Consider the following 21,001-nt stretch of genomic DNA (forward strand, 5'->3'; position numbering starts at 1 on the left):
GATAGCATAAGGAAGTAGGGAGAAATAAGTCCATGAAAGACATTTTAGAATTAAGCGATTATCAAAAGTTAAATTTATTTGCATACATTGAGTCTTCGGCCACCCAGTCTGTTTCTGTTCAAGAGATACAGGATGAATTTGAATTGACCTATTTTAAGGCAACGAGCATGATGAATGGTTTAATTCGCGATTTTGAACAACTTGAAATGGACGCCTACTTTTATATTGAAAAATCTAATGGGACATACGTCTACAAAAAAAGTGGGTTAGACTCAATCAATCGCTTGATCTGGATGTATGGACGACGGTCATTAAAATTTAATTTACTCCATTATTTATTGAAGAATCCGGATAGTAGTATCGAAAAATTTTCTGAAGATATTTTTATTAGTTTAACAAAAGGCTACAAGGTTAAAAATGAACTCGCTATTTTTTTGAAAAACTATCAGATTGAACATTTATTTCCCAAGACACGTGATGAAGAATTTAAAATTCGCTTAGTTTTAGCACAGCTTTATTATTATATTTTTAAAGATTATGAGTTACCATTTGTAGAAAATGATATTGTGATTGCTGAAGGTATTATGGAACAATTAAAGTTGAGTCAATACTGTCAATTTGAGAATCATTGGAATCAAGTTTTCTTGAAGTATTATTTAATTATTTCAATTGAACGGTCAAGTAAGGGATATAGTGGGTACGATGGAATAATAAGTGATAGCCAAGCATTGAGCCAGTTCCAGGAAATTGATATTTTCCGTTATCTAAAGAATGAAAAACTCAGAATGGCTGAGAAAAAGTATTTGTATCGATTCTTAGTGGCGCAAAATTGGCTTAAAGGCTCACGTGAAGTATCCAAATTACCCTTACAATTGACGGCTGAAATATTAGTTATTTTTAAAGAAAGTTACCAAACCCAGAATCAAAAAACTGATTTTTTAAGTCAAACATTGGAAGCAGAATTGATTCAGATTATCTATAGATATCATTCATTTGGGAATTTATTGATTGATGGCTTTTTTTATACGAGTTTAAAAGCATTCAAAGAAAGTTATTATGAATTATATTTGGGGACAAATGGATTTATAGCACAACTTCAAAAAAGAAAAATAGTGAATAATATTGTTGGTCATAAAACGTTTTTTATGGAAATACTTATGCTTGTTTTGAAGCACTTTAATTTGGATGACTTCATACCGGGAATCGTTGTCACTGTTAATTTTTCAATTGGTGAACATTATAATGAGTTTATCAAAACAACGCTGAGAAGTTTACCTTTGGCTAATATGGAAATAACGGAAAATTATTCTGAGAGAACGGATATTTATTTATCAGATGTTTTGAGTCGTGAGATAAACTCGAAATATATTATCTGGAATAGTCCCCCAACGCCAGCCGACTGGGAAGTATTTGGGAATCTAGTTGCGCGGGTCAAGGGAGAAAAAATATGAGACTAAGTTCGCTTTTATGGCTGACGCCCATGTTTTTATCGACAACGCTGGTTCAGCAAACTGACCAAAAAAGTAAGGCTGATCCTTTCGAGAGTCGTTATGGCATGATGGTTGAACAAACGGAAGCGAACGAACCTGATGAAGGTAGTGTGCAGGTTGGTTTCTATAAAAAAGAAAAGTCGGTACACGAATCTAATATCTTATTAAATCAAGCAGTCGATTTCACCCCACCTCGCAATCAAATTAAAAGAGTTCCCATCTATACACCTACAATTGATGTTAATCGTTATTATCTTGGTAGTTTTTACAGAAAGATTTCTGGAACGTTGATATTTGGTGTTTCAGAAATGAGATTATATGAGCGATAAAAATAAAAAGCGCAATTTTGATAATCTATCAAAATTGCGCTTTTTTAATTTTATTTTATGAAGAAGTAGTAAACGAGCAATAAAGCACCTAAAATAATCCGGTACCAACCAAATGGTTTGAAATCTTTTGATTTGATGTAACCCATTAAGAATTTAATGGCTACGATTGAAACTAGGAAAGCGACCACACAACCAAGAATTAAAACGGCTGTTTGATCTCCCGTGAAGGTATTGCCGTTATGGAAGTATTTAACTAACTTAAGTAAACTTGCACCGAACATTACTGGAATTGATAAGAAGAATGAAAATTCAGCAGCGATGAAGCGTGAAGTACCTAATAGAATTCCACCTAAAATAGTTGCACCAGAACGTGATGTTCCGGGAATTAAAGCAAGAACTTGGAAAACACCAATTAAAATAGCTGTTTTATATGTAACTTGACTAAATGACGTAATAGAAGGCGTTGTATTAGCCTTTTTATTTTCAATAACAATAAATAAAATACCGTAGATAATTAACATTAAAGCAACAACTGGGAAATTATAAAGTTTAGCGTTTAACCAGTCGTCGGCGACTAATCCGATAACAGCAGCCGGTAATACAGCAACAATGACCTTACTCCATAGTGACCAAGTGTCTCTCTTTTCTAATTGAGATTTCTTTGGCGAAAATGGATTCAATTTGTGGAAATATAAAACACAAACTGCTAAAATGGCACCAAGTTGAATAACAACGAAGAACATTTCCATAAAAGCAGCACTTTCTTTTAGCTGTAAAAATTCATCAACTAAAATCATATGCCCTGTTGAACTAATGGGAAGCCATTCTGTGACCCCCTCAACGACCCCTAAAACAATAACCTTTAACATCTCAATAATATTCATACAAACAAGATTCCTTCCAAGTTTTATTTAACTGCTCTAGTATACCTAATATGAAAATCAAAAACCATAAAATTAAATAAACCTTATGCATTTAGGCATAAGGTTTATTTGTGAACATAAGATTTTAGTTAAGATTAATTTTATAGGGCTTTTTTGTTACCACGACGTGCAATTGCAGGGAGGATTAAACCTAATGCAACTAAGACAAGTGGTGTGACAATATTAAGTGTTAATTGGAACAAGTAGTTAGAAGGGCTATCTGAGTAGTTTAATTTAGGAACAACTCCTAGGATACAAGCGAATGCAGTGAATAAGAAACACCAAGCACCAACAATGTAACCAACGACAGGATTCTTAACAAACTTGTAACCAGCTTTGAAATTCTTCAATTGTTTGTTTAAAAGCATGTAAGCGAAGAATACCCAGAGATAACGCATAGGCATAACAACCGCATTTAAGTTTAATAACCATTTGTATAATGCGTTCATGTTACCAATCCCAATTGCAGGAATGATAATTAAAATACTAACTAAAATACCAGTCATGGCATAACCATTAACGGGAGTGCCTTTTTTATTGAGTTTTGACAAACTTTTAGGAATGAAGTTTGGATCTGCATCACCTAAAAGAATTTTTAATGGTGCATCAATTGAGAAAGCAAGGGCTGAAATTTGAGCCATTGCATTGGCAATGGCGTAAAGAATCATGAATAAATTACCTACGTGGTAGAAACTACCAAGACGTAAGAAACCTTCGTAAGGACCATTTGTAATTAAATCATCAGGGATGTTAGTTCCGTTAAATAAGAATCCCATAGCGAATGAACCCAAAATAGCACAGATGGCAACCATTGCAGCCAAAGCTAACATTCCTTTTGGAAATTCTTTAGCTGAGTTTTTTGTTTTATTAACATAGGGAGAAATCTTTTCAGCACCACCAACAGCGAAAACTAACATTGAAATCGTTGTGAAGTAGGCGAAGTTAAAGTTAGGTAGATATGATTTAATGGCACCCATATCAGGTGTTTGAATTTTAGCATGCGTCATGAATGGCGCTGAAACTGCTAACAAGATGAATAACAATGACATAACGAACATTGCTGTTCCGGCAACACTACCAATTCGACTCAAAGTAGCAAGTCCTTTTGAAGCAATCCATAAGAAGAAAATGAAAATGACTAGTCCCATAAGTGAAACGGTCATAGCTGACGTTTCATTGACGAAATTTCCGTTACCTTTGAATAACCAACTAAAGGCAATTAGGATACCTTGTGGTTTTTGTGCTAGGTAAGGAATATGTACGACCCAATAAGTCCAAGCTGCATAGTAGGCAAGTCTTTTGGTTGAAGTTTCTTTCACCCATGAAGATACACCACCGCTGGCATCTTTAAATGTTGAGCCTAATTGACCAACAATTAAAGTATAAGGAACAAAGTAAAAAATCATGATTAAAATCCAAGATGTAATAACAGTGAGTCCTTGGTTAGCAAAGTTGTTAAAGACATTTGCAAGTCCCCAAACGGAAACGAATGCAATTAAAGCAACGTTATACCAACGTAATGTTTTTTCTGATTCTAACAAAATAATAGCCTCCATATGGATAAAATATTTTATGATACAGGTACAGTGATAGCTATGGTTAAGTATAAAGAAAAAAGAAATAAAGTACAATCAAATTTTGTGATACATACTATAAGAAGTAAATATACTTATGGTTAAAATGTCAAAAAAACACATTTAAGTCGCAAATGTTGACTGTTCTCTAACAAATGTAAATGATATTATAACGGTAATTAGTTAACGACATGAACTAAAAGAGAATCCTGGGGGATTATAATGAAATCAAAAAATAGAATTGTGATAGGCAGCTTATGTGCCTTAATGTTGTTCGGGGGAGCAACGTTAAGCGGAAAAGTTTCAGCAAGTACACAAGAAGAAACAATTAGTTCAAGTATTGCAACTATAAAAGAGCAAACTTTAGAAAATGTACTAAGTGAATCAACAGAATCAAATAAGACAGATTCTAGTAGTTCAAGTAGTAGTGTAGCTGATGAAAAAATGGATTCAGAAGTTGATACGACAAAGGCAACAAGTTCTGAATCATCGTCTACTATACTATCCAGTGAGAAAACAGATAGTCAAAAGGACAACAAGAAACAAGTGGAACAGGCTAAAAAACAAAGTATGACAACACGTACGGTATTTGATGATTATAAAGATTCAGATATTGTAGGGTTATTTATGGGTGGAAGTAAAAAAACGATTAGCATTGACGATGTACTTAGTAAAGAATCGACCACAATGTCTTCAGATGCAGCGATAGGGGACCCATTTTATGGGCAGGATGATGAGGGTAATGGAAATAGTGTTGATGGCTCAGGAACACCAGAAGGATCACCTGATTACTATCCTGCTGTATCTTTAGATAACTACGTATTCAATGTTAAAGTAACCAAACCAGATGGTACGGTTACGGTTTATGCACCTTTTCATCCAGCGACATATGATCCAATAGAAACACTCATGCAAGCACCAATTATAGTTAAAAATTCTGATTTAGCAATTGGGGAAAATAAAGTTGAGTTTACAGTTACAAGAGTAATAGGTGGGAAAACCAGTGATCCAACTAAGGGAACTATCATTGTAACTATACCAAATCCTAAGATTAAAGTAGATGCAATTGCAGGTGATAAATTAGACAGTACGCCTAATACGGATATCCCAGTAGTTGATGTCACAAGCACTGAGTATCCAGTTAGCTATACAGTGAATAGTGACCATGCAAAGACCTTAACAACTCAAATTACAGATTCTTATGGCGATGCAGCACACACCAGTCAATATAAGGAGGAGTACGATAATAGTAAAACGCTAGGTAAAGATCACACTAATACGATTAAGATGACCGACTTGACGGTTAAACAACATACAATAACAGTCACAACAACGGATGATCAAGGTAATGCGACTATTAAAAAATTCATCCTTAATGTTAAAAAACCAACTAAAACGTTAAAAATTAATGGCATTAATAATTTAAATTATGGAGATAAAATTAAAATACCAAATGAAAAAACCAATTTAACGCCATTAACTGGTCTTAATGTGGATCTTTCAGCTGTGGATGCCGGCAACTGGGAGTTGACTGTAAAATCAACAGGATTAACTGATGATCCAGATGCTTTTGTCTTTAAAAGCGATGCCAATGCTACAGAACAAATCATTAATGATACTGGTATAACCGTTTTATCAGGTAATGGTGTAAATGATACAGGAAAGGAGTTTAACGATGATGGAACCGGTATTTTGTTAAAGGCAGACCCATCAAAGCTTAGAGCAACTGCCTATAAAGCAGACCTGAATTGGACATTATCAAGTGTCCCAGTAAAATAACGTCAAAAAATGACACCTAACACGTAAATGTTGGTCGTTTTAAATGAAATAATTTTGGTATTATATTTTTATAGAAAAGAATAACTAATTAAGAATTAAGTAATTATAACTGTCAAAAGTAAACACTTAACCGTAAAATATTGACCGTTTTTAGGTCAAATATCGACTATAGTGAATGTATACAAAAAAATGGGGGAAACAATGATGAAAAAAACTTTAATAACAACAATGATGATTAGTGGTGTGGTATTAGGTCTCGGAACAATGAATAAGGTATCTGCTGCAGATGCAACTACAGCTGATACAACAGCTAGCGCTACTTTCGTAGCTGGTGAAGATCCATCACTTCCTGGTTCTGGTCCATTGGCCATTACAAACGTTACAAGTGGAGTTGATTTTGGTTCAAGTGCAGTTTCAGCAACAGATTCGACATTACAATCAAGTAGTGACATTAACGTAAGTGTTAGTGACCTTCGTGGAACATTTGCTGGTTGGAATGTTAGCGTTAGTGGTACACCGTTAATGAGTGATGGAGCAACTCCTACAGAATTGAAGGGTGCTACGTTAGCGCTCCCTGATGGTACTATAACAGCGGCAGCAACAGGTACTGATGCAACTAAGATGACAGCAGCTGCATCAGCAAATGTTTTAGGTGGCGGTAGTGCACAAATTAATGCACCTGTTGATAACGGTACGGGAGCAATTACAACAAATTATAAACAGACTGATATTGCATTGCATGTTATTGGTGGTACAGCACGTGTTGCTAAATACTCAACAACATTAACTTGGACATTGACTGACGCTCCTGCTTAATTAGGTTAGAGTCGGGTAAAACATTAGGAAATTTGGGGGAAATAAATTATGAAAAAAGTTTTAACAAGTGCATTATTAGCAACAACCATCTTAGGTGCAGGTTTAGCTGTGTCAAGTAACGTAAATGCTGCAGATACTGTCTTACCGGACAGTGCAACAACTGACGGATCAGTTACATTTACACCAGGTACAGATCCAACAGATCCAGTTGATCCAACAGATCCAGTTGATCCAACAGATCCTGGTGATGGTGGTGGCGGTGAAACAGGGCATGCTGGTCCTTTAGCGATTGTATATGCAACAAAGGCAGTATCATTTGGTATTCCTAAAGATGACGGAACTGGTTCTGTTAGCACTACTGTACCTGTTTCAGCAAGTAAACAAGACCTTAAAGGTAGTAACTTTATTTCTCTTCAAGTTGCCGATACTCGTGGAACAGACGCTGGTTGGACCTTATCAGTTAAAGCAGATCAATTCAAAAGTACAAAGTCTGGCGAATTAGCTGGAGCTGTCTTAGCTTTAGGTAAAGGTGATAATACCTTAATTGGTACCGGTGCTACACCAACACCTGCATCAGCTGCTGCAGTTGCATCGGTTACTGATGGTGGAACTGTCTTATCAGCTAAAACAGGCGAAGGTGCTGGTTTAAATGCAGATAAGATTCGTGCAGACAACATGACTTTAACAATTCCTGCAGGTTCAGCTAAAGCAGATACTTACGCAACAACGTTAAACTGGAGTCTTTCAGACGTACCAGCAGTTTAAATTAAATAATAAATTCGGGGGAAATAAATTATGAAAAACGTATTAACAAGTGCATTATTATCAGCAACAATCTTAGGTGCAGGCTTAGCAGTATCAGGTAGCGTTAATGCTGCTGATATGACACCAGCATCAACAGCAACTGGTGTTCAATTTAAAGCTGGGGACGAAGGACAAGTTATCCCTCCAGTTGACCCAACAGATCCAACAAACCCAACAGATCCTGGGGATAACGGTAATACTGGTAACAGTGGTAATCTTGCTATCATCTATGCTACTAAAGCAATTAGCTTTGGTACTGAAAATGAAATTACGGCAAATACGGTCAACTTAACATCTGATAAAGATGTTGCGGTTGAAGTTGGTGATGTTCGTGGAACAAATGCTGGTTGGACTTTAGCAGTAAGTTCTAAACAATTAGCTAACGCTGATGAATCAGAAAAACTTGACGGCGCTGCAATTAGTTTAGGTGCAGGTGCTGTTTCAGTTGGTAATGGTTCTACAGCTAAGCACGCAGTATCATCAGCAATCGGTGACACAACAACTTCTGGGGTTGTACTTGGTGCTACAGCAGGCGCTGGTGCAGGAATTAACGTTGATAACATCAAAAATACAGATGTTAAATTAACAATTCCAGCTGGCGTTGCTAAAGCAGATATCGCATATGCTTCAACGTTAACATGGACTTTATCAGATACACCAGCAGTTTAATTATTTAAAATAAAAAAGATAAATTTTTGGGGGAATCAATTATGAAAAAAGGTTTAACAAGTGCATTATTAGCAACAACAATTTTAGGTGCAGGTTTAGCAGTTTCAAGTCATGTAAATGCAGCAACACTTGCTGAAGGTGCATCAACTGATGCTAGCGTTTCATTTAAAGCTGGCGATGAAGGACAAGTTATTCCTCCAGTTAACCCAACAGATCCAACAGACCCAACAGACCCTGGTGATGGTGGTAATACTGGTAATAGTGGTAACCTTGCTATTGTCTATGCTACAAAAACAGTAGACTTTGGTTCAGATATTGAAATTCCTACAAAAGCATTAACTGTTAAATCAGCAAAAGATCTTGCTATTGAAGTCGGTGATGTTCGTGGAACAAACGCTGGTTGGGCACTTTCTGTTCAAGCTGACCAATTTAAGAGTGGTAGTGATGAATTAACCGGTGCTGTTCTTTCGACAGGCAAAGGTAAAGTAGTTGTTGCTGAAGCAACAGCTGGAACAACTACAGCTGTTTCAAATGCTGTTACAGATTTGACAACAGCTGGTGTTGCTTTAAATGCCGTTAAAAATACTGGTAGTGGTGTTACTGTTGATACACTTGCAGCTGGAGATATTTCATTAACTGTACCTGCTGGTGTTGCTAAAGCAGAAGCTTACTCAACAAAAATGAACTGGACACTTTCTGACGTACCTGCTTAAATAAGTTGTTTAAAAAGCATTATATGGTGGCGATCACTATATAATGCTTTTTAACAAGAATCTTTAAAGTATCCTTGGGGGAGGTTAGTCTCATGAAGAAAAAGATTATGATTATAGCGATGTTACTTTTGGGAGTTGTCATGCTGAATACTAATCAATTGGTTAGTGCGGCGACAACTGAAGCCGGGTCTACGAATGTGACTATCGGTTTTAAAGAGAATACTAAAGTGACACAACCAACTAGTGTCCCTGAAAGAAAAACGACTGTTAATCCTGAAAAAGACATAAAAGGCTCAGTATCTTCTGTAGGTGGTATTTTACCACAAACAAATGAAGAAAAATCTGTGATGGTTGTCTTAGTAGGATTCATTCTACTATTAGGTGCACTACTATTATTCTTTATTAAAAAAGATAAAAAAGAAAATAAAGGTTAAAGAAAAGATAAATCAGAGTATTCTGATTTATCTTTTTTATTATCTTTTGGCTAAAAAGGGCTTAAGTATTTGCGAATAAATATGTTAGAATTTATAAATATCGTTTTAAGTAAACATTTAGGAGTGAATCATTTTGGATAATCAAGTTATAGAAGGACAAACCATTTCATTTGCTGATATTAGATATGGCTTAACTTACCATAATTGTACGATTGAGGCTTCTTTTGAGACAGTACGAGTTGATTCAGTAACTTTTGATCACTGTACCTTTGAACAAACCGACTTTGTACGTAGCGAATGGTTAGATACTATAATTGATCATTGTGAGTTTTTGAACGCAGAATTTAATGAAAGTTATTTTTTTAGAACTGAAATTAAAAGCTGTCGGATGATGGGGTGTGACTTTTCTAATCGTACCGTTTTTAAAGAAACGACATTTAGAGATTGTCAGTTGAGCTATTCGAATTTTAGTGTCGCCAATTTCCAAGAAGTTGAATTTAGACGTTGTGATTTAAAAGAAACCAGTTTTCAAGCGGTTGAAATCAAGAAAAAACTGACATTCCCTGAAAGCAATATTGAAGGATGCGATTTTATTGAGACCAACATGAAGTCTGTGGATTTCTCTGAGAGTGAATTTGAAACAGTTATACTAGATCCTAAGTTGGTCCGTGGATTAACGATTAATGCTTATCAGGCAACCATTTTAGTTGCTTTATTAGGTATCAAATTGAAGTAAGCTTACAATATTGTAAGCTTACTTTTTTATTTAATGATACGTTATAGCTGACAAATACTGGTATACCAATTGGCATACAGGATTAAATAACTATTACCTGAAAAGGACCCTAAAACCATCAAATAATGAGCGTTTATAAGAAATTTATGGATAATATTAATTCTATTTAAGCGTATACTATAAGTAATAAAGATAGAGAATGGGGTGCGGGTTATGATGGGGATTAAGCATAAAAAATTAAATTTATTGGTGTTTGTTTTAGCGGCGACTTTCTTAGCTGGTTTTTCAAGTGTGTCAGCGGCAGAAACGGATTACAATTATGCAATACAGACCGCACCAAGTGGGATCACTTTGAATGGTATATTTCAACCCGGAACTGGGGCTGGGGTATCTTCCGTTAGTAAAACAGTTAATTTAACGTCTGGGAATGTCATAACAACGGATGCAAATGCTGCTGCAAAATCAGTTGTAACAATTACTGATAATAAAAATCAAAAGGCAGCTGTTTGGTCAACTGATGGTAATACATTCGATTTAAATAAAGATTCAACAGCGTCAATGTGGGTATATCTTGGTAATGGAGGCGCTGCTGCCGGAGATGGTATGGCATTAGTATTACAAAATGATGCTAAAGGAAATGCGGCGATTTCAACTGGTAGTGGTGAAACATTAGGTGTTTGGGCTAATGATATATTGGCTGAGGGTATTTTTGGAACAACATCAGGCTATAGTAATGTTTCGACACTAGCTAAAACAGGGATACAAAACAGTTGGGCGCTAGAGTTCGATACCTTTAATAATGGTGGTCAAACTTCCGGGAATAGCTTTGATAATACTGCTGTCACAGGTAATCACATAGCTAGTGGTTATCCTGGAGATACTAATAGTTATACACAGCAGAAAAAAGAAACGGGTTTTTTGCCAACACATACCGCCTATTTTTACTATCAAAATCATCTTGGGTTAATTGATTATGGAGCCAATTTATCTAATGGATTGTGGCATCATTTGACGTTGAAATATTCTGCTGGAACGAGTGCAACAGGCTCTATGACTTATATAATTGATGATAAAAATCCAAAAACAAATGTCATGACAGCAGGTAAGAGCGCAACCGTGTCAATTGATAAGGCTAAATTCAATTCGAATGGCGCAGTTCGTTGGGGATTCACTGGATCAACGGGTGGTAGTTATGAAACTAACTTGGTAATGTTTGAAAAAGTTCCAGGTTTAGTTGATGCAACTGCAACTCAAACAGTAACAGATACAACTCAAAAAAATAAAGATGTTACTAATGATGGTCTAGTACAAGCTGGAGACTCATTAGATTTTGTAACAAATTTAAAATATTTGGGTGGTAAACAAGACTGGAAAGCAATCAGTGCAGGTTTAAAAGTTCCAAATAATGTGACGTTAAAAACAGGAACAATTGCTTATTCAGGAGCAGCAACGGACTCAGAAACCATTGATTTAACAAAGATGTCAAATGGTGAAATTGTTAAGGTCCTTAAGAATGATTTATCAACAGCTAAATATTCAAGTGCAAAAGTAACGCTTACAGGAACTGCTGACAAAGTTGCAGCGGATACAGTTGTTAATAGTCCAGTAAGTGAATTTTCTGGATCTAATGCTGTTATCCAATCAAATGCAGCAAAATTCACAATTGGAGGCACACGAACACTAACGATATCAGGAATTAATGACATCAAGGTCAATCAAAATGAAGCAGCAACTATTGCCGGAACAGTAGTTTCAAGTCTTGGGGGAACTTTCCCAGCAGGAACGACAACTGCAGCAATTAAAGTCAATGGTAGTTACTCAGTATCAGCTAACGTCGGAACAGACGGGAAATTTAGCGTTAGTGTTCCAAGTAATCAATTAAAGGTTGGTAAAAATCCATACACTGTGATTGCGACTGATCAATATGGTAATCAAACAACATCATATACAGCTAATATTATTGTGAACTCTAATAAACCAACATTTACTTTAGATGATAGTGGTAAAACAGTTAATGCTCCTTATTCTTTGAGTTACCATGAGTCTGATGATAGTGCAACCATTAAAACGTACTATCAAGAAGGGTCAAACGCGCCTGTTTTAATGGAAACATATGATAATTTAAAAGTAGGTCAGGATCATTCTGGAACTTACAAATTACCAGATAACTTAACAGTTGGTAATCATGTTTTAACTGTTTATGCTGTTGATACAGACGGTAATAAATCAGATATGAGAACTATCACTGTTGTTGTTTCAGGTGCAATGGGTCTGACAACTAATGGTAGTTTAAATTTTGGGACAACTAAAATCCCAGGAAAAACGACAATAGTACCTCGCCAAACTGATTTTTCGGTGGCACTAGAAACATCACTACCTGGGACTTGGAAGTTAACAGTTTCAGCAAGTGATCTTATTTCAAAGAGTAATACAATTAAAGATGCGATTGTGTATCGAGCAACAGCTGGAGACAATGCTCAAGTTTTAGGTTCGGCAAGTCTTGAAATTTTGTCAGGAACATCAACAACAAAAACGACAACTGTACCATGGGCCAAAGATGCGGGCGTTTTAATCAAAGCTGATCCAAGTGAAATCCATAGTGATGCTTATACAGCACAGGTAAAATGGGTATTAAGTAACACACCAACTTCATAAAAATAAAGGAGAGACACTAAACTTTTTAGTGTCTCTCCTTTATTTTTAAATTTCTTTCGTTAAAGCAATGATTTTATTCACGGTGTCATCTAAAAATTGAATTGTTTGATTGAGGGGCTCATCTGTAGTAATATCAACGCCCGCAACTTTAGCTGCTTCAATTGGGGCTAATTCGCCACCTAATTTTAAGAAGGCAAGCCAAGCTTCTGTCGTATTTTCTGGATCCTTCAATAAATTCAAGTGAGCTTGTGTTGAAATGGCAAGACCTGCTGAATATGTGTATGAATAGAGGCCCATGTAATAGTGCGATTGGCGCATCCAAGTTAATTCGGCTCCATCATTTATTTCAACATCTGGTCCCCAGAATGCTTCCAGGACATGACGTTTAATTTCACTTAATTGATCACCATCAAACCCTTGTCCAGCATCAACGAGTTGATAAACTTCACGTTGGTAAGCTGCCTCAAGTAAATGGGTCACAAAGTTATGGAAATAAGTATTCGTTAACATTTTTGAATAAGCAAAACGTTTTAAACGAGGTTCACTTGATTGATTTTCAATTGAACTTGTTAATAATAGTTCGTTAAATGTAGAAGGGGCTTCAACCAAATAAGTAGAAGGTTCACTACCAAGAATTGATTGGTTGTCCTGTGTTAAAATGGCTTGTCCTGCATGACCGAGCTCATGAATTAAAGTATAGACATCAGCTAATTCGTTCGTCCATGACATTAAAATATAAGGATGTTTGCCATAAGGAGTTGTTTCAAATCCACCCGTTTCTTTACCAATATTTTGTGGAAAATCGACCCAACGTTCTGGGAACGAACGAGCAACCATTGCTTGATAATCAGCTCCAAGTGGCGCAACTGCATCGTTGACATATTTTTTAGCTTCTTCAATCGAAACTTTAGGTGCGAAATCAGGATCTAAATCGATTTGTAAGTCGGCAAATGTCATTTTATCTAAACCACGAACTTCTTTGATATGTGCAGCATATTTTTGCATAACGGGCGCCAATTTAGTCATGATAGTATCAATTTGACGATTGAATAATGAACGGTCAACTTCTTGTTCCGCTAATAAGTAATCAAAAACTGAATGATAACCACGTAAAGTAGCGATTTTTTTTTCCATAGATACTTGATTATAATAGTTAGCCGCAATTGTATGCTTATAATGATTTAATGTTGTTGAGAAGCTTTTAAAGGCTGCATGACGAATAGCGGCATCTGGATTATATTGGTACGTATTTTCATATAAAACAAATGACATTGGATACGTCACACCATTTACTTCAAAATCAGAAAAATCCATGTCAGCTGCTCGAGTCTGACCGTAAACTGATTCTGGTGCAGAAAAGTTAGGCTGGAAGGTCGCAAGGACTTGTTCAACCTCAGGACTTAATTGGAAGGCTTTTTGTTTCTTTAATTGACGAATGTAAGCTTTTAATTTTGGATTTGTTGCAACGACGTCATCCAATAATTTAACTGGATTTTCTAGTAATTCAATATCAAAGAAAACCAATTTTGTCGTAATTTCAGCAGAGAGTGCTTCAAAATCACGCATTAACTGATTGGCTGTTGAATCAGTAATATCAACTGCTTGTTGTAAAAATGCATAATGTTCAATATGTGATAAGCGAGTGTAAATATCTTCCAAGTCATTGAAGGCAGTATTAATTGGAGCTAGTTCTCCTAAATGGCTATGGTAAGTCGAAACAAAGGTTTGAACGAGGTCACGAACCAAATCGATATCCGTTTGAAATGCAAGATCATTTGGATAAATGGCTGTTAAATCCCATGTTAATTCTTCGGGCACGTCATTTCTATTAACTAGTTGGTGAGTTTTTGTCATAATCGTAACCTCCTAAGGTTTGTATGGTTAGTATTGTACCATTATATAGAATTAAATGAGCAAAAAAAGTTTATAATATAATCTTTGATTAGTACAAGTCTAATTAGTGGTTTAATTCATGGTTATTTGAGATTATGAATTAAGTAAAGGGAGGTAGAAATGAATGAAAAAAATAATTATATTAATTATTGCCGTTATATTAGTTGGTGGTGGATACTTATACTATAGGACTAATTACGCAACTCAGGATTACTACACACAAATAACAGAAACAGGTAAAGAAGTGGTTAATAAGGATCAAAATGGAAAAACGTATACCGATTATAGATATAATCAAATGGCTTATAATACTAAAAATGAAGCTAAGAAATTAACGTTTACTGGAAATAAAGAAAGACCGTTACGTCAAGGTGCGTATTTAAAATTAGCCTATAATGAAAAAAAGGGTGTTATTTCATGGGAAGAAGTTTCTAAAAAAGATCTACCTGTAAAATTAAAATAGAACACAAAAAAGCCTGTAATGAAGAGGATGTTCATCTTCATTACAGGCTTTTTTAATATAATAATAACTATCTCTTAGGAATAGTTATTTTATTCGTGAGGGCATTATTTTGAGTATTTCTCAATTAAATCATCTAAGACAAGTAAGTCTTCTGCTTCGTAACGTTTACGGTAAGCAGCGATTTCTTCAGCTGAGAAATATTTTGGATCAACAGCTAAATCTTCAACAGGAATGGCACGGTCGTCAGTGATTTTAACATCAATAACAACAGGACCTTCTGCTTTTATAGCTGTTTCAAATGCGGCAACTAATTCGTCATGTGTAGAAACTGAGATACCAAGGGTACCCATAGCGCTTCCGACTTGTGCCCAATCTGCGTCATTGAAATCAATACCATAGAATGGTTGACCTTCATCTTCTTGTTCATCTTGAATGAAACCAAAATGTTGGTTAGAGAAGACAATATTAATGACATGTTGTTTGTATTTTACTTGTGTTAATAAATCTTGAACAATCATAGCAAATGCGCCATCACCAACAAGGTTAAAGACTTGACGGTCAGGGAAGGCTGATTTAGCAGCAATTGCTGCACCCATACCATAACCCATTGTTGCAAATAAAGCAGATGTTGTGAATTTTTGTTTAGGATTCATATCTAAGTAACGTAAGCTGTTCATTGTAACATTACCAACATCAACTGCGAAAATGTCATCGCCTGTGGCATGTTTGTTGATTTCTTTAAAGACAGAAGCAGGTTGAAGTGGTGTTGTTGTCTTGTCCTCAAATTTCTTGAGGTAAGTACGCCAGTTAGCCATATCTTCAATAGTTGCATCGAAGAATGGACGACTTTCAACAGGATCACCAGCTAATTCAACAAAACGAGCTAATGTTTTCTTAGCATCACTGAGTAAAGCGACATCAACTGCGTGACGTTTACCAATTTTTGATGCATCAATATCGATTTGGATAAATTTCATATCTGGTTTTAAGACTTTTTTAGTTTGTGAGAAAGGTAAATCAGCTCCTACAAAGACAACTAAGTCAGCGGCAGCAATTGCTTCATCAGCAGGTTTTGTTGCAACTCGGTAAGTTGAGCCTAAGTTAGCACGGTAACTATCAGGAACTGTTCCTTTATTGATAGCTGTAATAATTACAGGCATTTTAAAATGTTCAGAGAAAGCAATTACTTCATCAGTAGCACCTTTTGTACCAATACCAGCGAATAAAACAGGTTGTTTAGCTTCTTTAATAAGTGCTAAAGCCTCTTTAATTTTTGAATCATTTGGTTCAGGTAAAATAGGTGTTGTGTAATTGTGACCTGAAGCGTAATAACTGTCAGCATCGATATCCATCCAACCAAAGTCATTTGGAATTGTAACAACAGCTACACCTTTGTATTGGTAAGCTGTTCTGATAGCTTGATCAATTACACGAGGTAAGCTTTCTGGAGTCATAACTGTTCTATTATAGACAGAAACGTCAGCAAACATTGGATTTTCATTCATTTCTTGGAATGAATCCATGTTCATTGCTGTTGAAGCAACCTGACCGATTAAAGCAAGAACAGGAACGTGATCTTGTTGTGCGTCATATAAACCATTGAATAAATGTGTTGCCCCAGGACCTGCTGAACCAAAGACAACCCCAACTTTACCAGTTAGTTTTGCTTCAGCGGCAGCAGCAAGTGCCCCAACTTCTTCATGACGTACTTGAACATAATTAATGTTTTCTTTTTCTGATTCAAGAGCACGCATTGTTGTATTGAATGATCCACCGGGTAACCCATAGACATTTTCAACTTTCCAATCCTGTAATACCTTTAACATTGCAATTGATGCTTTAATTTTTTCTGACATAATATAAATCCCCACTTTCATTTAAATAACAAAGTATCTTGTACCATCTATTATTACACTTTATGGTACCGTTTACAAATGAAATGTATGAATAAAATAAATTTTTTTAAGACATCTATTTACTATATGAAATTTAATCAATATAACTAAAAAAGCATCATCAGAAGTTGTCTTCTTGATGATGCGATTAGTGTATAGAGTCATTATTTTCGAGTTGTATTAATTGTTGAATTTGGTAACAAAGTATTGCCCGTTTCTGCTTTAACTAAATCTAAGGCAGATCTAAGTTTATCGGTAATACGTTGTTTCTCAGGTGTATCAGCAACTTCAAAAGCTTCACCGTTAATCATGGTTCCAGTTCCTTGTAAATGGTCAGATTTTGAATGATGCGTGGCAACACGATAACTAGTTCCTAGAGTCACTAAATCATCAAATGATAAATCTGTTTTCAATTGAGAAGACATCGTGTCTAAGAATTTTTGACTTAATAAGTTTTGTAAATTTGTACTTTGTAAGGCCACGGACATGATAATCTGACGTTGACGTTTTTGACGGCCATAATCGCCCAGTGGATCCTCATGACGCATTCGAGCATAAGATAATGCATCTGCGCCATTAATATGAGTTTTAACGCCTTTTTTAAAGTGTGCACCTTGATAGGTGAACGATAGTGGTGGGGTGACATCAACGCCACCAACCGCATTAACTAATGTTTCGAGGCCACCCATATTAATGGTTGCATAGAAATCAATAGGGACGTTCAAATACTTCTCGACTGTTTTAACAGCAGAAGCAGGACCACCATAAGCATAGGCAGAATTTAATTTACTTGGGAATTCTGATTCATAACCAGAAACCGCAACTTCTGCATCTCGAGGTAAACTGACTAACGTCATTGATTCCGTTTTAGGATTTAAAGTTGCGACAATTAAGGTATCTGTTCGACCGCCAACTTTTGCACGACCTAATGCACCATCATCGGTTCCTAAAAGGAGAATTGAGATTGGATAGCCTGATTTTAAGACTGAAGAAACGTTTCTAGCTTTGGCAACCTTTGTCGGCGTATAAATTGAGTCAGCTGTTTTTTTAGCATTTGCGTAAGCTCTGTATGCATAAATACCGCCACCAACCAAAAGTAAGAGTAATAAAAGAAGAATTAAACGACGTCGTTTTTTATTTGGTCTTTTCTTACCATTTTTGGGCAATGATGAGTGACTATTTTTACTTGGATTAGAAGTGGAATCTGTCATTGATTCCTGCTGATATAGTTCTCTACGAGTAGGCATAAATATAAAATTCCCTCCAATTAGTAATGACTGAATTATTTCTTATCAGTTGATTTTTCTTCAATTGCTTCTACCTGAGTAGGCGTATGTTTAACATTAAACCAATCAATATAGTTACGTTTAAACTCAATAATCTTAAATTCGAAAGCATCAAATTTGATGACATCGTTTAATTTAACTTTATGATTTTCGAGAATGAAGCCTGCTAACGTAACACTTTCAGATGCTTTCATCGCTTTATTTTTAAATTTAAAGAAGCGTTCGAAATCATATAAAGTTGTTTTACCACTAATATTATATGAGCCATCATCATTTTTGATAATGTATTCACTTGAAACGTCATCAATTTCATCTTTAACCGTTCCAAATAATTCTTCGTAAATGTCTTTATCCGTTACAATACCACTGGTTCCGCCGTATTCATCAAGTACAACAACGATAGGTGTTTGTTTACTAATCATTTGGCTTAATAATGTTCTAATAGGTGTTGTTTCTGGTACTGTAATAATTGTTCTAAGTAGTTTACTAATTAAGACAGTATCATCAATCTCAGCTTGTCTAACTAAATCGTAGATATAGACGTAACCAAGAATTTTATCTTTATCATTGTTAGCAACTACTGGAAAACGGCTATAACCCTGATGTAAATAATCTTTAACGACGTCGTGCACAGTATCTGTAATATCTACTACGTAAAGACTTGTTCGATCGACCATAATATCTTTAGCAATTTTGTCATTTAAATCAAAGGCACGTTGCATATAGACATAATCATCTCTATCTAATTCACCACCTGAAACGGCATTTTGAGATAAAGATAAAATTTCTTTTTGAGTAAAGACCTCACTATTTTCATCAGTTGGCGTGATACCAATCATTTTAGCAACACGTGTTGCTGAGTTGTTTAATAACCAAACTAATGGGTAAAAGGCAAGATGAAAGTAGCGTAATGGTGTTATAACAACCATTAAAACTTGAACGGGCATATCGATACTTAAGTTTTTAGGCACAATTTCTGTGTAAACCACTTCAACGTAAGTAAGGATTAAAACCCCAATAATTGCGCCAATAATGTTTAATCCTGATTCAGAAGCAAAATGGAATAGTTTAAGCACATCTACAAGTAAAAATTCAATGGTTTTTTCACCAACCCAACCCAGAATAATACCAGCAACACTGACACCAACCTGTGTTGTTGAAAGGTACTCATTCAAATGGTTAAGCATTTTTAATGCTCTTTCTTGTTTTTTTCGATTCCCAATACCTGCTTCGATATCAGCTTCGATGGCACTTGGACGTGCTTGGACAAGTGCAAATTCTGCGGCAACGAAGAATGCTGCTGCAAATAATGTCACAAAGATAACAATCAAATTGATGATAACTGTACCGCTAGACAATTTTTGTGTCCCCCATAATTAAGTTATATTTTTAAGTTCGTATCTTTCTATTTTACCATTAAACATAAGGATTGTCGTTTAGTCTGAAGGAACAATTCAGATAATCTTAAACTTTTTACTTATAGGATAGTAATTTAAGTGTAAATTCATTATAATAGAACTATAAAGAAAAAATACAGATTAATAACGGAGGCTATCATGTCGGGTCAATTCGCAAAAGGTCAATTAAAATTATTTGCACTTAATTCTAACGTTGAATTAGCGGAGAAGGTGGCTAAGGTTTTAAATACTAGTCTTTCTACAGCATCCGTGAAACATTTCAGTGATGGCGAAATTCAAATCAACATTGATGAAAGTATTCGTGGCGCAGATGTTTATGTTATCCAATCAATCTCAAATCCAGTAAATGAAAATTTAATGGAACTTTTGATTATGGTTGATGCGTTACGTCGTGCAAGTGCTGGTACAATTAACGTTGTAATGCCTTATTATGGTTATGCACGTTCAGATCGTAAGGCACGTTCACGCGAGCCTATTACAGCTAAGTTAGTTGCAAACTTTATTCAATTAGCCGGTGTTTCTCGTGTAATTACACTTGATTTACATGCTGCTCAATTACAAGGGTTCTTTAATATTCCAGTTGATCATTTAGTTTCATTAGAAATTCAAGCTAAATACTTCATTGAAAATGGGATTACAGATGATGTTGTTGTGATTTCACCTGATCATAATAGTGTTAAAGGTGCTCGTAATATGGCTGAAAAGCTTAAAGCACAAATCGCTATTGTTGATAAACGTGGATCTGATTTTGCTGATAATATTGCGGCAACATCAATTATTGGTGATGTAAAAGGACGTCGTTGTATCATTATTGATGATATGATTGATACCGGAACAATGATGACTGATGCAGCACGTGCACTTAAAGCTGCTGGTGCAACAGATATCTATGCTTGTGCAACACATGCTGTGATGTCAAAAGGTGCGATTGAAGCTTTATCTGATGACAACATTAAACAAGTGATTGTAACAGATAGTATCGTTGTTCCAGAAGCTAACAAGCTTGATAAACTTGTGCGCTTATCAGTTGCAGATCTATTTGGACAAGCAATTGATTTAATTCATAAGAACCGCTCAGTTGATAAATTATTTACAGAAAAAGATTAAATTAAAATAAACCGCTG

General features: G+C 35.5%; 18 protein-coding genes. 12 read left to right on the forward strand and 6 right to left on the reverse strand.

All coding sequences use genetic code 11. The features are described 5' to 3' along the window. Nucleotides 1-32: 32 nt before the first annotated feature. The gene (locus ACE83Q_RS06725; protein ID WP_409021970.1) at nt 33-1,451 is read left to right on the forward strand and encodes a helix-turn-helix domain-containing protein; all 1,419 of its coding nucleotides are present in this window, start codon (nt 33-35) and stop codon (nt 1,449-1,451) included. Then, nucleotides 1,448-1,819 (forward strand): hypothetical protein, encoded by a 372-nt coding sequence (locus ACE83Q_RS06730; RefSeq protein ID WP_409021971.1) that lies wholly within the window; start codon nt 1,448-1,450, stop codon nt 1,817-1,819. The genes ACE83Q_RS06725 and ACE83Q_RS06730 overlap by 4 nt, the downstream gene beginning before the upstream one ends. 50 nt (nt 1,820-1,869) lie before the next feature. Here the strand turns inward: ACE83Q_RS06730 and ACE83Q_RS06735 are convergent, their stop codons facing one another. Together ACE83Q_RS06735 and ACE83Q_RS06740 are read right to left on the reverse strand one after the other, a co-directional pair. Then, complete coding sequence (locus tag ACE83Q_RS06735; protein WP_409021972.1) at nt 1,870-2,703, reverse strand: undecaprenyl-diphosphate phosphatase; 834 nt, start codon at nt 2,701-2,703, stop codon at nt 1,870-1,872. A 140-nt stretch (nt 2,704-2,843) separates the two neighbouring features. Further along, nucleotides 2,844-4,283 (reverse strand): amino acid permease, encoded by a 1,440-nt coding sequence (locus tag ACE83Q_RS06740; RefSeq protein WP_409021973.1) that lies wholly within the window; start codon nt 4,281-4,283, stop codon nt 2,844-2,846. 255 nt (nt 4,284-4,538) lie between these two features. On the opposite strand from ACE83Q_RS06740, the gene ACE83Q_RS06745 reads away from it, so the two are divergent. From ACE83Q_RS06745 to ACE83Q_RS06780, 8 genes are all read left to right on the forward strand, one after another. Then, nucleotides 4,539-6,095 (forward strand): hypothetical protein, encoded by a 1,557-nt coding sequence (locus tag ACE83Q_RS06745; RefSeq protein WP_409021974.1) that lies wholly within the window; start codon nt 4,539-4,541, stop codon nt 6,093-6,095. A gap of 201 nt (nt 6,096-6,296) precedes the next feature. Beyond that, nucleotides 6,297-6,911 carry a WxL domain-containing protein gene (locus tag ACE83Q_RS06750; RefSeq protein ID WP_409021975.1) on the forward strand — a complete coding sequence of 205 codons (615 nt, stop codon included), beginning with the start codon at nt 6,297-6,299 and terminating at the stop codon, nt 6,909-6,911. 48 nt (nt 6,912-6,959) lie between these two features. Beyond that, entirely contained in the window at nt 6,960-7,676 is a 717-nt protein-coding gene (locus tag ACE83Q_RS06755; protein WP_409021976.1) for a WxL domain-containing protein, read from the forward strand. 30 nt (nt 7,677-7,706) lie between these two features. Further along, nucleotides 7,707-8,384 carry a WxL domain-containing protein gene (locus ACE83Q_RS06760; RefSeq protein ID WP_409021977.1) on the forward strand — a complete coding sequence of 226 codons (678 nt, stop codon included), beginning with the start codon at nt 7,707-7,709 and terminating at the stop codon, nt 8,382-8,384. A gap of 41 nt (nt 8,385-8,425) precedes the next feature. Continuing rightward, nucleotides 8,426-9,097: a WxL domain-containing protein gene (locus ACE83Q_RS06765; protein WP_409021978.1), complete on the forward strand. Its 672-nt coding sequence runs from the start codon at nt 8,426-8,428 to the stop codon at nt 9,095-9,097. Between the two features lie 92 nt (nt 9,098-9,189). Next, nucleotides 9,190-9,531, forward strand: a complete 342-nt coding sequence (locus ACE83Q_RS06770; RefSeq protein WP_409021979.1) for an LPXTG cell wall anchor domain-containing protein — start codon at nt 9,190-9,192, stop codon at nt 9,529-9,531. 133 nt (nt 9,532-9,664) lie between these two features. Further along, nucleotides 9,665-10,267 (forward strand): pentapeptide repeat-containing protein, encoded by a 603-nt coding sequence (locus ACE83Q_RS06775; RefSeq protein WP_409021980.1) that lies wholly within the window; start codon nt 9,665-9,667, stop codon nt 10,265-10,267. Between the two features lie 213 nt (nt 10,268-10,480). Beyond that, nucleotides 10,481-12,922, forward strand: coding sequence for a lectin-like domain-containing protein (locus tag ACE83Q_RS06780; RefSeq protein ID WP_409021981.1), 2,442 nt, complete (start codon nt 10,481-10,483; stop codon nt 12,920-12,922). A 45-nt stretch (nt 12,923-12,967) separates the two neighbouring features. On the opposite strand, the gene pepF is transcribed toward ACE83Q_RS06780, so the two are convergent. Further along, complete coding sequence (pepF, locus tag ACE83Q_RS06785; protein WP_409021982.1) at nt 12,968-14,776, reverse strand: oligoendopeptidase F; 1,809 nt, start codon at nt 14,774-14,776, stop codon at nt 12,968-12,970. A gap of 163 nt (nt 14,777-14,939) precedes the next feature. On the opposite strand from pepF, the gene ACE83Q_RS06790 reads away from it, so the two are divergent. Next, on the forward strand, nt 14,940-15,278 hold the full coding sequence (locus ACE83Q_RS06790; RefSeq protein ID WP_409021983.1) for a YxeA family protein: 339 nt from the start codon (nt 14,940-14,942) through the stop codon (nt 15,276-15,278). A gap of 104 nt (nt 15,279-15,382) precedes the next feature. Here ACE83Q_RS06790 and spxB read toward each other — a convergent pair whose 3' ends face one another. The 3 genes from spxB to ACE83Q_RS06805 all read right to left on the reverse strand — a co-directional run bounded on the left by spxB (nt 15,383) and on the right by ACE83Q_RS06805 (nt 19,817). Next, on the reverse strand, nt 15,383-17,134 hold the full coding sequence (gene spxB / locus ACE83Q_RS06795; protein WP_409021984.1) for a pyruvate oxidase: 1,752 nt from the start codon (nt 17,132-17,134) through the stop codon (nt 15,383-15,385). A 203-nt stretch (nt 17,135-17,337) separates the two neighbouring features. Next, nucleotides 17,338-18,420 carry an LCP family protein gene (locus ACE83Q_RS06800; RefSeq protein WP_409021985.1) on the reverse strand — a complete coding sequence of 361 codons (1,083 nt, stop codon included), beginning with the start codon at nt 18,418-18,420 and terminating at the stop codon, nt 17,338-17,340. A 35-nt stretch (nt 18,421-18,455) separates the two neighbouring features. Further along, on the reverse strand, nt 18,456-19,817 hold the full coding sequence (locus ACE83Q_RS06805; protein WP_409021986.1) for a hemolysin family protein: 1,362 nt from the start codon (nt 19,815-19,817) through the stop codon (nt 18,456-18,458). 198 nt (nt 19,818-20,015) lie between these two features. Here ACE83Q_RS06805 and ACE83Q_RS06810 point away from each other — a divergent pair, with 198 nt between their 5' ends. After that, nucleotides 20,016-20,984, forward strand: coding sequence for a ribose-phosphate diphosphokinase (locus ACE83Q_RS06810; protein ID WP_409021987.1), 969 nt, complete (start codon nt 20,016-20,018; stop codon nt 20,982-20,984). Nucleotides 20,985-21,001: the final 17 nt, after the last annotated feature.

It is taken from the genome of Dellaglioa kimchii, assembly GCF_046115505.1.
Lineage (GTDB): Bacteria > Bacillota > Bacilli > Lactobacillales > Lactobacillaceae > Dellaglioa > Dellaglioa kimchii.

Bases quoted from the DNA above. Each gene is read 5' to 3' on its own strand.
- ACE83Q_RS06725 (WP_409021970.1), top strand. From the start codon at position 33: ATGAAAGACATTTTAGAATTAAGCGATTATCAAAAGTTAAATTTATTT.
- ACE83Q_RS06730 (WP_409021971.1), top strand. From the start codon at position 1,448: ATGAGACTAAGTTCGCTTTTATGGCTGACGCCCATGTTTTTATCGACA.
- ACE83Q_RS06735 (WP_409021972.1), bottom strand. From the start codon at position 2,703: ATGAATATTATTGAGATGTTAAAGGTTATTGTTTTAGGGGTCGTTGAG.
- ACE83Q_RS06745 (WP_409021974.1), top strand. From the start codon at position 4,539: ATGAAATCAAAAAATAGAATTGTGATAGGCAGCTTATGTGCCTTAATG.
- ACE83Q_RS06750 (WP_409021975.1), top strand. From the start codon at position 6,297: ATGATGAAAAAAACTTTAATAACAACAATGATGATTAGTGGTGTGGTA.
- ACE83Q_RS06755 (WP_409021976.1), top strand. From the start codon at position 6,960: ATGAAAAAAGTTTTAACAAGTGCATTATTAGCAACAACCATCTTAGGT.
- ACE83Q_RS06760 (WP_409021977.1), top strand. From the start codon at position 7,707: ATGAAAAACGTATTAACAAGTGCATTATTATCAGCAACAATCTTAGGT.
- ACE83Q_RS06765 (WP_409021978.1), top strand. From the start codon at position 8,426: ATGAAAAAAGGTTTAACAAGTGCATTATTAGCAACAACAATTTTAGGT.
- ACE83Q_RS06770 (WP_409021979.1), top strand. From the start codon at position 9,190: ATGAAGAAAAAGATTATGATTATAGCGATGTTACTTTTGGGAGTTGTC.
- ACE83Q_RS06780 (WP_409021981.1), top strand. From the start codon at position 10,481: ATGATGGGGATTAAGCATAAAAAATTAAATTTATTGGTGTTTGTTTTA.
- pepF (WP_409021982.1), bottom strand. From the start codon at position 14,776: ATGACAAAAACTCACCAACTAGTTAATAGAAATGACGTGCCCGAAGAA.
- ACE83Q_RS06790 (WP_409021983.1), top strand. From the start codon at position 14,940: ATGAAAAAAATAATTATATTAATTATTGCCGTTATATTAGTTGGTGGT.
- spxB (WP_409021984.1), bottom strand. From the start codon at position 17,134: ATGTCAGAAAAAATTAAAGCATCAATTGCAATGTTAAAGGTATTACAG.
- ACE83Q_RS06800 (WP_409021985.1), bottom strand. From the start codon at position 18,420: ATGCCTACTCGTAGAGAACTATATCAGCAGGAATCAATGACAGATTCC.
- ACE83Q_RS06810 (WP_409021987.1), top strand. From the start codon at position 20,016: ATGTCGGGTCAATTCGCAAAAGGTCAATTAAAATTATTTGCACTTAAT.